Source organism: Frankia sp. AvcI1 (genome assembly GCF_001420875.1).
Taxonomy (GTDB): Bacteria; Actinomycetota; Actinomycetes; order Frankiales; family Frankiaceae; genus Frankia; species Frankia alni.
This window is the reverse complement of sequence record NZ_LJFZ01000005.1, coordinates 178,018-191,379: the sequence shown is the minus strand read 5'-3', so window position 1 is coordinate 191,379 and position 13,362 is coordinate 178,018. Positions and strand designations below refer to the sequence as shown.

Annotated in this window: 5 protein-coding genes and 14 pseudogenes; 4 read left to right on the top strand and 15 right to left on the bottom strand. The window is 72.5% G+C overall.

The window, feature by feature from the left end:
- Positions 1-76: 76 nt before the first annotated feature.
- The 4 genes and pseudogenes from UK94_RS43505 to UK94_RS43485 all read right to left on the bottom strand — a co-directional run.
- Positions 77-249 (bottom strand): annotated as a pseudogene (locus UK94_RS43505) (sigma factor-like helix-turn-helix DNA-binding protein); the annotation flags it as partial.
- 1 nt (position 250) lies between these two features.
- Positions 251-584: pseudogene (locus UK94_RS43500) on the bottom strand (sigma-70 domain-containing protein); the annotation flags it as partial.
- A gap of 39 nt (positions 585-623) precedes the next feature.
- A pseudogene (locus tag UK94_RS43490) lies at positions 624-813 on the bottom strand (sigma-70 family RNA polymerase sigma factor); the annotation flags it as partial.
- Between the two features lies 1 nt (position 814).
- On the bottom strand, positions 815-1,342 hold a 528-nt coding region (locus UK94_RS43485; protein WP_313949463.1), incomplete at its 3' end, for a sigma-70 factor domain-containing protein.
- Between the two features lie 1,027 nt (positions 1,343-2,369).
- Between UK94_RS43485 and UK94_RS43480 the strand changes: the two are divergent.
- Positions 2,370-2,731: pseudogene (locus tag UK94_RS43480) on the top strand (glycoside hydrolase); the annotation flags it as partial.
- Position 2,732: 1 nt separating this feature from the next.
- Positions 2,733-3,490: trehalase family glycosidase (locus tag UK94_RS43475; RefSeq protein ID WP_268761244.1), on the top strand; the 758-nt coding region annotated here is incomplete at its 5' end.
- Positions 3,491-3,617: 127 nt separating this feature from the next.
- Here the strand turns inward: UK94_RS43475 and UK94_RS43470 are convergent.
- From UK94_RS43470 to UK94_RS07575, 8 genes and pseudogenes are all read right to left on the bottom strand, one after another.
- A pseudogene (locus tag UK94_RS43470) lies at positions 3,618-5,542 on the bottom strand (vitamin B12-dependent ribonucleotide reductase); the annotation flags it as partial.
- 1 nt (position 5,543) lies between these two features.
- Positions 5,544-5,744: pseudogene (locus tag UK94_RS43465) on the bottom strand (hypothetical protein); the annotation flags it as partial.
- Position 5,745: 1 nt separating this feature from the next.
- Positions 5,746-6,009: pseudogene (locus UK94_RS43460) on the bottom strand (hypothetical protein); the annotation flags it as partial.
- Between the two features lies 1 nt (position 6,010).
- Positions 6,011-6,313, bottom strand: a pseudogene (locus tag UK94_RS43455) (vitamin B12-dependent ribonucleotide reductase); the annotation flags it as partial.
- 42 nt (positions 6,314-6,355) lie between these two features.
- A pseudogene (locus tag UK94_RS43445) lies at positions 6,356-6,665 on the bottom strand (vitamin B12-dependent ribonucleotide reductase); the annotation flags it as partial.
- Positions 6,666-7,445: 780 nt separating this feature from the next.
- A pseudogene (locus UK94_RS75860) lies at positions 7,446-7,716 on the bottom strand (ATP cone domain-containing protein); the annotation flags it as partial.
- 1 nt (position 7,717) lies between these two features.
- A pseudogene (locus UK94_RS43435) lies at positions 7,718-7,895 on the bottom strand (transcriptional repressor NrdR); the annotation flags it as partial.
- Positions 7,896-8,280: 385 nt separating this feature from the next.
- The gene (locus tag UK94_RS07575) at positions 8,281-8,586 is read right to left on the bottom strand and encodes a LysM peptidoglycan-binding domain-containing protein (protein WP_011606776.1); all 306 of its coding nucleotides are present in this window, start codon (positions 8,584-8,586) and stop codon (positions 8,281-8,283) included.
- Positions 8,587-9,107: 521 nt separating this feature from the next.
- Between UK94_RS07575 and lexA the strand changes: the two genes are divergently transcribed.
- Positions 9,108-9,869 (top strand): transcriptional repressor LexA, encoded by a 762-nt coding sequence (lexA, locus tag UK94_RS07570; RefSeq protein ID WP_011606777.1) that lies wholly within the window; start codon positions 9,108-9,110, stop codon positions 9,867-9,869.
- 223 nt (positions 9,870-10,092) lie between these two features.
- Here lexA and hflX read toward each other — a convergent pair.
- Together hflX and UK94_RS43430 are read right to left on the bottom strand one after the other, a co-directional pair.
- Positions 10,093-11,365 (bottom strand): annotated as a pseudogene (gene hflX, locus UK94_RS07565) (GTPase HflX); the annotation flags it as partial.
- A gap of 1 nt (position 11,366) precedes the next feature.
- A pseudogene (locus tag UK94_RS43430) lies at positions 11,367-11,553 on the bottom strand (GTPase HflX); the annotation flags it as partial.
- 437 nt (positions 11,554-11,990) lie between these two features.
- Between UK94_RS43430 and UK94_RS75855 the strand changes: the two are divergent.
- Positions 11,991-12,863: pseudogene (locus UK94_RS75855) on the top strand (helix-turn-helix transcriptional regulator); the annotation flags it as partial.
- Between the two features lies 1 nt (position 12,864).
- Here the strand turns inward: UK94_RS75855 and UK94_RS07555 are convergent.
- Positions 12,865-13,183, bottom strand: a 319-nt coding sequence (locus UK94_RS07555; RefSeq protein WP_235487009.1) for a glyoxalase, incomplete at its 3' end; no start/stop codon positions are given.
- Positions 13,184-13,362: the final 179 nt, after the last annotated feature.

Here is a 13,362-nt window from a genome sequence, read left to right as displayed (position 1 = left end):
GCCGTGCCCCCCGCGGGGGCTGCCACCCGTGGCCCTGTGCGCGCCCGCCGTGCCGGCGGTCTTCGGCCGCGAGCGGTCAGTCGAGAAACTCCCGCAGCCGGCCGGCGACGGCGGGCTTGCGCAGCTCACGCAGCGTGTCCCGCTCGATCTGGCGGATCCGCTCACGGGTGAGCCCGAGCCGGTTACCCACCTCGGCGAGGGTGTGCTGCTTGCCGTCGGCGAGGCCGAAGCGCAGCCGCATCACCTCCCNCTCCCGCGGGTTGAGGCCACCGAGGACGTTCTCGATCTCGTCCTGCATCGCGCCGTACGAGGCCGCGTCGGCGGGGGAGGTCGCGTCCGAGTCCTCGATGAAGTCGCCGAGCACGGAGTCGCCGTCGTCGCCGACGGAGGTCTCCAGGCTCACCGTGTCCTGCGCGTAACGGCGCAGCTCGACGACCTGCTCGATCGGCATGTCCAGCTCGAGGGCGAGCTCCTCGTCGGTCGGCTCGCGGCCGAGCGTCGAGACGAGCTGGCGCTGCAGCCGCGTGATCTTGTTGATCTGCTCGACCACGTGGACCGGGATCCGGATGGTCCGGGCCTGGTCGNCCAGCGCTCGGCCGATGGCCTGGCGAATCCACCAGGTNGCGTAGGTCGAGAACTTGTAGCCCTTGGCGTAGTCGAACTTCTCCACCGCGCGGATGAGCCCGAGGTTGCCCTCCTGGACCAGGTCCAGCAGGGTCATCCCGCGGCCGCTGTACTTCTTCGCGACGGAGACGACCAGGCGCAGGTTCGCCGAGACGAGCTGCTGCTTGGCGGCATGGCCGTCCTTCACCANCAGGCCCAGGTCACGGCGGAGGTCCGCGGGCAGGTCGGGGTCGGACTCCAGCTTGTGCTCGGCGAAGAGACCGGCCTCGACCCGCTTGGAGAGCTCGACCTCCTGCGCGGCGTTGAGCAGCGGCACCTTCCCGATCTCGCGCAGGTACATGCGCACGAGGTCGGCGGTGCCGGCGTGCTCGGCGGTGGAGCGGGTGGCGGCGGTGACGTCGTCGGTCGTCTCCTCCTCTTCGAGGAGTTCGACGCCGGCGGCGCTCAGCTTGGCGATGAGCGCGGGCAGCAGCTCGAGGCCGATGTCCGCGGACTCGAGCGCGTCACGCAGCTCGGACCGGCTGATCTCGCCGGCCTCGCGACCGCGCGCGATGACCTCGGCGACGGCACTCACATCGAGTTCGTCGCCGTCATCGGGAACGGCGGCCAGCGAACGGCTGGGGGTACGGGCAGAGGCAGCGGACCGGCGAGTGCGCCGCGGGCTACGCGGGCGGTTCTCGTCGGTGCGCTCGGCAAGTTCCAGGGCAGGCAGCGTCATCAGTGGCAAATCCGATGGTCGGTGCGGGTGGGACGTCTGTTTCCGTGCACGTGGGAGGTAACGAACGAAGTCGCGGAACCATTCCCCGTGCAGGCGCACCCGGACATCAGCGATCGCCGGGCCTACCGGCAGTGTAGACCCATGCCCTCGAGACGCTGAACTCGCTGTCGCGAAGACTACCTGGCAGATCCCGTGGTGTGGCGCGTTCCGCGAACTATCTTGACCTTCTCGCGTGGNCAGACCCCCGTCGAGAGNCCAGATCCTGAACGTTGAGTACTCGACCACTCACCAGGTGTGAGGATTTTCGAGGGGCTGNCGTCCGCACCACATTTTCCGTCCAGTACCGCCATCGGGCGGCGTCGGTCANCCGACAATCCCGACAGTGCCGCCGCGTCTCCCCGATGCCCCCCCGATGCCTCCCGAGACCCCCTCGAGAACCGGCTCGGCAGCGTGGCCCGGACTCGGATCCGGCCGGATCGGCATATCCGTACCACCCACTCGGGCGGCACCCGGCGCCCGGCCTGTCTCACCCCGAGACCGCCACAGCGCCAGGAACCCCACAGCCCCGAGGCACCACAGCCCCGAGAGCACCACAGCCCCGAGAGCACCATGCCGGTGAGACCGGGACGCCCAGTGAGACCGCGACACCCGGTGAGACCGCGACGCCGCGACCGCCCGCGGTCCTGTCCTCGACCGCCGGTCGCCCGACGCATCCGGTCGGCCGCGGGGTGCCAACGAGGTTTTCGTTAGGCAGACCACACCAGGGGCACCCTCCCCTTGTGCACAGCGTGTGACGGCTACTCTCACACGATGTCCGTCCCCAGCCTCCCGGCAGAGNTGGCGGAGTTGCGCGAGACCGCGGTCTCCGTGCTGCGCGGCAACGACCTCGGCGACATCACGNGGCCGTCGCCGACGCTGTACCCACACCAGTGGCTGTGGGACTCCTGCTTCATCGCGATCGGGCTGCGCCATCTCGACCCGCAGCGCGCCGCCGCCGAGATCCTCTCCCTGCTGCGCGGGCAGTGGNCGAACGGCATGATCCCGCACGTGATCTTCGCGGAGACCACCGACTTCTACCATGCGGGTCCGCAGCGCTGGCGCTGCGATCGGGTGACGACCACCGCCGGCGGCGCGCAGAGCACCGGCGTCACGCAACCACCGATGATCGCCGAGGCCGCGGTCCGGGTCGGTGCCCTGATGTCCGACTCCGAACGCGGGGAGTTCTACCGCCGGCTGTTCCCCGGGCTGCTGCGCTTTCACCAGTGGCTCTACGACGAGCGCGACCCGGACGACGACGGTCTGGTGTCACTCGTTCACTCCTGGGAGTCCGGGATGGACAATACCCCGACCTGGATGGAGATCACCAGGCCGGTGGCGCCGCTGGGCGTGNGGGCGCTGCGGCGCATCAACGGCGACGATGCCCTGGACGCACTGCGCCGCGATTCCAAGGAGGTCCCCTCGGACGAGCGGCTCACCTCGGGCGACCTGTTCACGCTGTACCGGATCGTGCGCGAGCTGCGCCGGGCGCACTACAACTTCCGCGAGATTCGGCGGACCATCGTGCCGCTCGTGCAGGACGTGGCGTTCAACGCGATCCTGGTCCGCGCCAACGAGCACCTGAGCACCATCGCCGCCGAGATCGGCGAGGTCATCCCTGCCAGGTTGCGCCGGTCGGCGCGGCGCACCCGGGAGGCGATGGGGGAACTCGTCGTCGACGGCGTCTACTACAGCCGCGACTTTCGGACCCGGACCCTGCTACGCCACGAGACGATCGCCGGCCTGCTGCCGCTCTACGCCGGCGTCGTGCCCGAGGACCGCGTCGACGAGATGGTCAAGACACTCACCTCGCCGCGCTACTGGTCGCGCTTCGGCGTCGCGAGCGTCCCTCTGGACGACCCGAACGTCCTGCCCCGCTGCTACTGGCAGGGCCCCCTCTGGGTCAACATGAACTGGCTGATCGCCGACGGGCTGGAGCGCTACGGTCGGCTCGACGCCGCCGAGAACCTGCGCCGCAACACGGTCGACGTGATCGCCTCCTCCGGGGCGATGTTCGAGTACTACTCGCCACTCGACGGTTCGGGCGCCGGCAGCAACCGGTTCTCCTGGACCGCCGCGCTGCTCATCGACCTGCTCGCCGCCGAACGCTGATCTCCTGCGAGACGACAGCCCTGGGTCGATGCCACCGCTGGTGGCAACGCGGCGGACCGTCATCGCCGGCTGGCCGGCCCGGCCGGCGGAACCCCTCCCGGCCGGGCCGCGGACCCCACCGGACCGCTCAGCTGCAGCCGCTGGTGGAGCCGCACTGCTCGCAGACGTAGCAGCTCCCCGCGGGGCGCATCGTCACCCCGCAGGTGAAGCACAGCGGCGCGTCGACGACCGTCTGGGCGAGCAGCGACTCGCCGGGCGTCGCCAGCCGCAGCTCGCGCGCCACGTGCGCGGGCCCGTGGCCGACAGCGACCCCGTTGCTGCCCGGCCCCGGACGGCTGGCCGGCGGCGCCGACCCGGCGCCGACCGGACCCGCGGCAGAACCCCCCACGGCAGAACCCGCCGCGGCTGAACCCACAGCCGAACCCGCGCCCGGCTCCGGGGCGTGCGCGCCGGGCAGCGCGTCCGCGAGTGGCCCGGCGGGCGCCTCGACGGGGTCGACGACCGCGTCGGCCTGCACTCCGTACCGGCCGTTGACCTCGCGGAGCCGTTCGGCCGCGGTGGAGATGCCGAGCTCGGCACGGCGGTCGGCGTCGAGGTAGTCCAGAGCCAGCCGGCGGAACAGGTAGTCCATGATCGACTGAGCGATCCGGACGTCCGGGTCGTCGGTCATCCCGGCCGGCTCGAAGCGCATGTTGATGAACTTGCTGACGTACGCCTCCAGCGGCACCCCGTACTGCAGGCCGATCGAGATGGCGATCGCGAAGGCGTCCATCACGCCGGCCAGCGTGGAGCCCTGCTTCGACATCTTGATGAAGACCTCGCCGAGGCCGTCGTCCGGGTAGGAGCCCGCGGTCAGGTACCCCTCCGCACCGCCGACGGCGAACGAGACCGTCTGCGACGGGCGGGTCTTCGGCAGCCGCCGGCGCACCGGCCGGTACTCGATCTCGGCGGCCCCGGCCGCGGCGGTCCCGACGAGCGCGGTCCCGACGGGCGTGGGCGCGCCGGCCGGGGGCGCCGCCAGGGCCGCGGCGGTCGCGGCGCTCGCCGCGGCGTCCCGCTTCGCCCCCCGGACGTCGGACAGCGGCTGGCCGACCTTGCAGTTGTCCCGGTAGATCGCCAGCGCCTTCAGGCCCAGCCGCCAGCCCTCCAGGTAGATCTCCTCGACCTCCTCGACGGTCGCGGTCGAGGGCATGTTCACCGTCTTGGAGATCGCGCCGGACAGGAACGGCTGCACCGCGGCCATCATCCGCACGTGCCCCATCGGGGAGATGGCCCGCTCGCCGATCGCGCAGTCGAACACGTCGTAGTGCTCCGGACGCAGGCCGGGGGCGTCGACGACGTGGCCGTGCTCGGCGATGAACTCGACGATCGCCTCGAGGGTCTCCTCCGGGTAGCCGAGCGCGCGCAGCGCCGCCGGGACCGTCTGGTTGACGATCCGCATGCTGGCGCCGCCGACCAGCTTCTTCATCTTCACCAGGGCGAGGTCCGGTTCGATGCCGGTGGTGTCGCAGTCCATCGCCAGGCCGATCGTGCCGGTCGGGGCGAGCAGGCTCACCTGGGCGTTGCGCCAGCCGTGCCTGTCGCCGACGGTCTGCGCCCGCGCCCATTCCTTGGACGCCACGGCGAGGACCCGGGTGTCCTCGGTGTGCACGGACCGTACGGCGTCGTTCGCGGCGGAGTGCTTGCGCACCACCCGGCGGTGCGCGTCGGCGTTGCGGGCGAAGCCGTCGTAGGCGCCGACGATGCCGGCGAGCTCCGCCGAGCGCCGGTAGGCGGTGGCGGTCATCAGCGAGGTGATCGACGCGGCGAGCGCGCGGCCGCCGTCGGAGTCGTAGGCGCGGGCGCTGGCCATGAGCAGCGCCCCGAGGTTGGCGTACCCGATGCCGAGCTGGCGGTAGGCGCGGGTGACTGCGGTGATCTCCGGGGTCGGGAAGTCCGCGAAGCAGATCGAGATGTCCATCGCGGTGATGATCAGCTCGACCGCGGCGACGAACCCCTCGGCGTCGAAGGTCCGGTCCGGGCGCAGGAACGTCAGCAGGTTCAGCGACGCGANGTTGCAGCTCGAGTTGTCCAGGTGCACGTACTCGCTGCAGGGGTTGGAGGCGCTGATCCGGCCGCTCTCGGGGCAGGTGTGCCAGTCGTTGATCGTGCCGTCGTACTGGATGCCGGGATCCGCGCAGGCCCACGCCGCCTCGGCGATGGTGCGGAACAGCCCCTTGGCGTCGATCGTCTCGATGGTCCGACCGTCGAGGCGNGCCCGCAGGTCGAAGCTGCTCCCATCGACGACCGCGCGCATGAACTCGTCGGTGACCCGGACCGAGTTGTTGGCGTTCTGGTACTGCACGGAGGCGATGTCCCGCCCGCCGAGGTCCATGTCGAACCCGGCGTCCCGCAGTGCCCGGATCTTGTCCTCCTCCCGGGCCTTCGTCTCGACGAACTCGACGATGTCCGGGTGGTCGACGTCGAGCACGACCATCTTCGCCGCCCGCCGGGTCGCCCCACCCGACTTGATCGTGCCCNCCGACGCGTCCGCGCCGCGCATGAAGCTCACCGGGCCGGAGGCCGTGCCGCCGGAGGACAGCAGCTCCTTCGAGGAGCGGATGCGGGACAGGTTGAGCCCGGCCCCCGAGCCGCCCTTGAAGATCAGCCCTTCCTCGCGATACCAGTTGAGAATCGACTCCATAGTGTCATCAACTGAAAGGATGAAACACGCGGAGACCTGCTGGGGGGCTGGGGTTCCGACGTTGAACCAGACCGGGGAGTTGAAGCTGAACACCTGGTGAAGCAGCATCCAGGTCAGCTCGTGCTCGAAGATCTCGGCGTNGGCGTCGGTGGCGAAGTAGCCGTGCTCGCGGCCGGCGGTGNCGTAGGCGCGCACGACCCGGTCGATGAGCTGGCGCAGGGAGGACTCCCGGCCCGGCGTGCCCAGCGCCCCGCGGAAGTACTTGCTCGTCACGATGTTCGACGCGTTGACCGACCAGGATGCGGGGAACTCCACCCCACGTTGTTCGAAGTTGACCGAGCCGTCCCGCCAGTTGGTCATGACGACGTCCCGGGTCTCCCAGGTGACCTCGTCGTACGGGTGGACGCCGGCGGTGGTGCGCGAGCGCCGGATCTTCAATCCGCTCGCCCTGGCCGCAGACCTGCCCGCCTTCGTGCCGCGACTTTCGGTCATGACGCTCCTCGTCCTGTCTTCTCATCGGCGCGCGCTGGCGCACTGGTGGTGGCATCCCCGCCCGGGCCCGGTCCACTGCATGCGTGGACGGCGGACCGCGGGCGAATCGGCGTGCCGGCCGAGCCGAACCCCGGGGTCAACCGGTCCGGCGGGAGCGGCACGCATGGCGAACACACCGACCCCGGCGGCCCGACTCCCATCCCGGCGCCCGTCCGGCCACGGACACGGCCAGGTGGGGGACGGCCGGGACACGCGAAACCGGGTCGCCGCGACCGGGCCGCGCGGGCATCGAGTAACGCGGAATCGGGTCACACGGGTTCGGACGCCCACGCCGGCCGGGTCAGGTCGTCCCGTGCGCGCGGGAACGGGCCGGCGGGGCGGCGATGCTGCTGGTGGGACGGGCGGGCGGGGCCTGCGCGGCCCGGCGGCGGCCCGTCAGGTGCGGGTGGCCGAGGCGCCGCGCGCCCGGCCGACCTCGTACTCCCCCGTACTCGGCTCGGCCCGGCCGAGGCCGCCCTCGACGATGTTCAACGGGTTCCCGCCGCTGCGGCGGCCCGGGGTCTCCGGGTGCTCGCGAACGGCGGCGAGCATGTCCCGGCCTGGGCGGCCGGGGCGTGAGGTGTCCGAGTCGACCCGCCGGCCACCGGACGGGGGGCTGTCGGGGCCGGCCCGCTGCATCGGGTCCGCCGGGTCGGTGAACGCCCCACCGGTGTGGCGGCCGGCCGGGCCCCCCAGCTCGTCGAGATCGTCGAGGTCGTCCGGCTCGGCGCCGCGGCGGGTACCGGACGTCTCGGCCCGCAGCGCCGCGATCGCGTTCTCGAAGTCGCCGAGCGACTCGAAGGCCAGGTACACCGAGGCGAAACGGAGGTAGGCCACCTCGTCGAGCTCGCGGAGCGGGCCGAGGATCGCCCGGCCGATCGCCTCCGCGGGGACCTCCGCCGAGCCCGAGGAGCGCACGGCATCCTCCACGCGCTGGGCCAGCAGAGCAAGATCATCGTCGCGCACCGGCCGGCCCTGGCACGCCTTGCGCACGCCGGTGATCACCTTGGCGNGGCTGAAGGGCTCCGCCACGCCGCTGCGCTTGAGCACCCGCAGCGACGCCTCCTCCATGGTGGTGAACCGGCGACCACACGACAGGCAGGATCGCCGCCGCCGAATCGCCGAGCCCTCTTCGGCCTCCCGGCTGTCGACGACACGGCTGTCCGGATGCCGGCAGAACGGGCATCGCACGCGATACGCCTCCTTCGTCCGGTCCGGCGCGGACCACCCGGCGCGGCGGGACGACGAGCCGGGAGCCGGCCCACGCCCGAGCACCGGCCAAGCCGTCCTGTGGACGGCCGCCCGCACCTCTGTGGAAAGCCTGTGCATCAACCTGTGGATGACTTACGCCCTCGTAAGCACCAGATGTTGTGTCCAACCTAGCGCACAACCCCAGTGATGGGGACACCGGCCCCCCCGCGTGTCACACCGGGACATCAGCCCGCGGGGGCGCGACAACCCTGCGCGAGGGCGCCTCACCCGCCCGCTGCCGCCGGAGACCGGCCCGTCACGGCGACGAGCCGCCGAGCGCCGGCCGGGATCAGACGGTGGCGGAGTGGACCGCCCGACCGGNGGGTCAGCCCAGCACCAGAAACTGGCCGGGGGTGAGCTCGACCGAGGGGAGATGGTTGATCCGCATCAGCCGATCCACGACGACACGGGTGTCGGCGTCGGGGTCGAGCGCAACGGCGATCTCCCACAGCGTCTCTCCGGCGAGCACCAGGTGACCCCGCGGCGGCTCGCCGGACCACGCGATCGAGGCGCGCGGCAGGACGCCCACCAGCACCGCGGCGAGGGCCAGCGCGACGACGGCGACCACGACAACCCGGCCGCGGCGGGTCAGCCGCAGCGGCGGCAGCGGCTCGCCGGCGCCACGGCGCACCGCCGACCGAGAGACCGGCGAGCGAGAAACCGGTGAACGAGACAGGCACGCCCCCGGAACCGGCCTCCCGGCACCGACCCCGGCGGCCGGCCGGGCCACTCGCACCCGCGCCGGACCGCCCGCCGGCCATCTCCCGGCCCGGCGCGCCGCCCGTTCCCGGGCAGCCGCCAGATCGACCACCTGCGTGGTGTGCGCGCTGTGCACGGCTTCCTCCCCAGGCACCCCGAACCAGGTCGCGGACGCCACGAACTCCCGTTCGATCGAACCCCTGATCGATTGTCGCACCGGAGACCCGCCAGGAAAAGGGACACGCTCGAACAGACGTTTGAGATTCCGCGACCGGGCGGTTACCGTCGAGACGATCAGGTTTGCACCGGGCGGTTTCCCCCGGTCGCGGACAGCCGGGTGCCGTGGGGGGTGCCGGTCTCGCCGGGCGAGGCCGTCAGCCGCGCGCACGTCCGGCGCGCGGCCGCGCGGCGACCAACCGGCGACGGAGTAGGCGACGAGGAGAGCGGTAGGCGATGACCAGCCAAGGCAGGGGTACACGCCGGGGCGGGGCCCGCGGCAACGTGCGGGCCTTTCCCGAAAACCCCGCGGACGCAGCCGGCCTGACCCCCCGGCAGCGCAAGGTGCTCGAGGTCATCCGGGCCGAGGTGGAACGGCGCGGGTACCCGCCCAGCGTGCGGGAGATCGGGGAGGCGGTGGGGCTGACCAGCACGAGCAGCGTGGCGCATCAGCTCAAGGTGCTGGAGGAGAAGGGCTACCTGCGCCGGGACCCGAACCGTCCGCGGGCCATGGAGGTGCTCAGCCCCGACCGGCCACGGCGCAAGGCCGATTCCGGCGCGGCGGCTGTCGTGTCGACGTTCCCGGGCGCCGCGGCGGCGCCGGCCGGGGTGGGCGGCGAGGGGTCCGCGGCCTACGTGCCGGTCCTCGGGCGGATCGCCGCCGGCGGGCCGATCCTGGCCGAGCAGGCGATCGAGGACGTCTTTCCCCTGCCGAAGGAGATCGTCGGCGAGGGCACTCTGTTCCTGCTCCGGGTCGTCGGCGAGTCGATGATCAATGCAGCGATCTGTGACGGCGACTGGGTGGTGGTGCGCCAGCAGCCGGTCGCGGACAACGGTGAGATCGTCGCCGCGATGATCGACGGCGAGGCGACGGTCAAGCGCCTACGGGTCCGCGACGGGAAGATCTGGCTGCACCCGGAGAATCCGACGTTCAGCGACATCCCCGGCGAGGAGGCGACGATCCTCGGGCGGATCGTCGCCGTGCTGCGCCGGATCTGACCGTGGACGGCCGGCCGCGCGAGGCGGCCGGCCGGTTCGGCTGCCACGAACCGCGGGACAGGTGCCACCGGCCGTGCCGTGCCCGTCGGCGGCGGGTCAATGCCGGTCCCGACAGCCCCGGTCCCGACAGCCCCGGTCCCGACAGCCTCGGTCCCGAGGGAACAGGGCTGACGGGCCAGGGCTGGGGGAATGGGTCAGGGCTGAGGGCAGGTCAGGGCTGGGATCAGGGCTGGAAGGCGTGCAGTTCCGCGGCGAGCGACGGGGACACCCTCGCGAGCAGGCGGGTGCCGTCCGCGGTGTGCTCCAACTCGAGCACCTCGCCGTGGGCGTGCACCCGTGAGACGAGATCGCCCCGCGTGTAGGGGACGAGGACCTTCATCTCCACGTCGGGGTGGGGAACCCGGGCGCACAGGGCGTCGACGAGCGCGGTCAACCCCTCCCCCGTGCGCGCCGAGACGAAGACAGCGTCGGGCGCGAGCTGGCGCAGGCCGGCGAGGACGGTCGGCTCGGTGGCGTCAACCTTGTTCACGACAATCAACTCGGCAACGTTGCCCGCGTCGATGTCGTTGAGCACCTCGCGCACCGCGGAGATCTGGGCGGCCGGGTCGGGAGCGGAGCCGTCGACGACGTGCAGGATGAGGTCCGCGTCGGCGACCTCCTCCAGGGTCGAGCGGAACGCCTCGACGATCTGGTGCGGCAGGTGCCGGACGAAGCCGACCGTGTCGGTGAGGGTGAACGCCCGGCCGTCCGGCAGGGTCGCGCGCCGCACGGTCGGGTCCAGCGTGGCGAACAGCGCGTCCTCGACGAGGACGCCGGCGCCGGTGAGACGGTTGAGCAGCGATGACTTGCCGGCGTTGGTGTAGCCGGCGATCGCCACCGCGGGCACCTCGCCGCGCCGGCGAGCCGACCGCTTCGTCTCCCGCACGGTCGCCATCCCGGCGAGCTCCCGGCGCAGGCGTGCCATCCGGGCGCGCAGTCGCCGGCGGTCCGTCTCGATCTTCGTCTCGCCGGGTCCACGGGTCCCGATGGGGGCACGTCCGCCGCCGCTGGCCGCAGCGCGGGACATCGACTCACCCCAGCCACGCAGGCGGGGCAGCATGTACTGGAGCTGGGCGAGCTCGACCTGAGCCTTGCCCTCCCGGGACGTCGCGTGCTGGGCGAAGATGTCGAGGATGAGCGCCGTCCGGTCGATGACCTTGACCTTGACGACCTCCTCGAGCTGGCGCAGCTGGCCCGGGGTGAGCTCGCCGTCGCAGATCACCGTGTCCGCGCCGGTCGCGGCGACGACCTCGGCGAGTTCGCGGGCCTTGCCGGACCCGACATAGGTCGACGCGTCCGGCCGGTCGCGACGCTGCACGAGCGCGTCGAGCACGACCGAACCCGCCGTGGTCGCGAGGGCGGCGAGCTCCGCCATGGAGGCCTCGGCCGACCGCAGCGAACCCGACGTCCACACTCCGATGAGGACGACCTGCTCCAGCCGAAGCTGGCGGTACTCGNCCTCGGTGACGTCGTCGAGCTCGGTGGCCAGCCCGGGCACACGGCGCAGTGCCGCGCGCTCCTCCAGGTCGAAGCCGTCTCCCGAATCGTCATAGAAACCCGAGAGGTACGCCGAATCCGCATCGGCGAGGTCGATGAGGGATCTGTCGAAAGTGGACGCCGTCAGGGCGTCGGCAGGAAGAGTCATACCATCCGTTCTCAACGCGGCTCNCTGCCGCGAGATTCCGCGCCGCTTCGTCCGGCCAGGTCACGCGCNGGTTCCGGCGACCTGATGAGGTCCGCGACAGGGGCCGGCGCGGGCGTCGGTCGCTGCCTTGCGGATTCATCCCGTCTCCGACCAGGGTCCCACGCCGCCATGACGATCGCGAACGGTTTCCGGGTTGGCATGCCGTGGCCTTCACATCGGCCGGCACAGGCACCCGGAACGGGGCATGGGCGCCCAGACAGCGCAACGGACCCTCGGCGGCCACCTCACCGCGCTGCGGGCGCCCTGGCCTCGCCGACCTGACGCAAAGCGCTCCCGTGCACCACTGTCGTGACCGCGGGTCGACAAGCCCCCGGCACGAGGTAGACGCCCCGTTCGGGGCGCCCCGAACGGGACGTCGGNCGCGTACCGTCGACGCCGTGTACCGGGAACGACCGGCGACCCGGCTGCCGGCCACGATCTGGTCCGCGCACGGCCCGTCCGGGCCTGCCGGCGGCCTCGATCAGGCGGGGGCCGACCCGCTGCGGCGACGCCTGCCAGCGGGTGGCCCGGCCCCCGACGGGCGGGTGGCGCAGGTCCACCGGATCCTGCCCGACGGCTGCATCGACATCATCTGGAGCTCCGACGGCCGACTGATCGTCGCCGGCCCGGACACGGTCGCCACGCTCGCGAGCTGGGCGCCGGGGGTGCGCCACCTCGGCCTGCGCTTCGATCCCGGGTGCGGTCCGGCCCGGCTCGGGGTGCCCGCCGCGGAGCTGCGCGACCGCCGCTCGGAGCTTGCCGACCTGTGGGGCGCGGGGCCGGCTCGGCGACTCGCCGAGCGGCTCGCCGACGCGGGCGACCCGGCGTGGGTGCTCGAGACGTGCGTTGCCGCCCGTCCCCGCCACCCGGCACTGGGCGATCCGCTCATGCCGACGATCGTCGCCGGCATCCGGGCCGGATTGCCGGTGGCCGAGGTGGCGCGGGCAGCCGCGCTCAGCGAACGTCAGCTCCTGCGCCGCTGCCGGCAGATGTTCGGGTATGGCCCGAAGACACTCGCCCGCATCCTGCGGCTGCAGGACGCGCTGCGCTCGGCGCGGGCCGGCCGGCGCCTGGCGGTGGTGGCCGCCGACGCCGGCTACGCCGATCAGGCCCATCTGGCCCGGGAGGTGCGTGCCCTGGCCGGCGTCACGCTGACCAGCCTGCTGGACCCCCCGCCGAGGCCCCGGAGGACGGCGGGGGACAAGCCTGCCGGTTCTTGCGGTCAGGCAGTCGCGACGGCGGGTAGCGGGGCGAACAGGTCGACGTGGTTGNCGTCCGGATCGAGGACGGTCGCGTAGCGCTGGCCCCAGAAGGCGTCCCAGGGCGGCAGGTGGCCGGGGTGGCCGGCGGCGAGCAGGTCGGCGTGGAGCGCGTCCACCTCGGCGGGACTGTCACAGGCGAAGGCCAGGGTCACCCGCCCGGCGCCGCCGGTGGCCGGCGACCAGTCCGGGTCGAAGGAACGGATCGTCTCCTCGGTGTCGAAGGCCAGGCGCAGCCCGCCGGGCAGGGACACCTCGACGTGCGGTTCGGCGTCGGCGCCGGCCGGCGGGTCGAGCCCGAGCAGGCGGTAGAAGGCCAGGCTGCGGCCCATGTCGGCGACGATCAGGCCGATGAGACTGAACGTGGATGGCATGACCGCACCGTAGGACGTCGCAGGCCAGGCGGTCTTGTCGAAAACGGACGTCGCCGTCGGCGGACACGCCCGAGGTCCGCCGGAGCGGATCAGCGGCCGGAGGAGCCGGGCAGTCCGGCGGCCGCCAGGATCTCGGT

What these genes read in the sequence shown, in the direction of transcription:
- lexA (WP_011606777.1), top strand. Translation starts at nt 9,108, where the DNA reads ATGACCAGCCAAGGCAGGGGTACACGCCGGGGCGGGGCCCGCGGCAAC.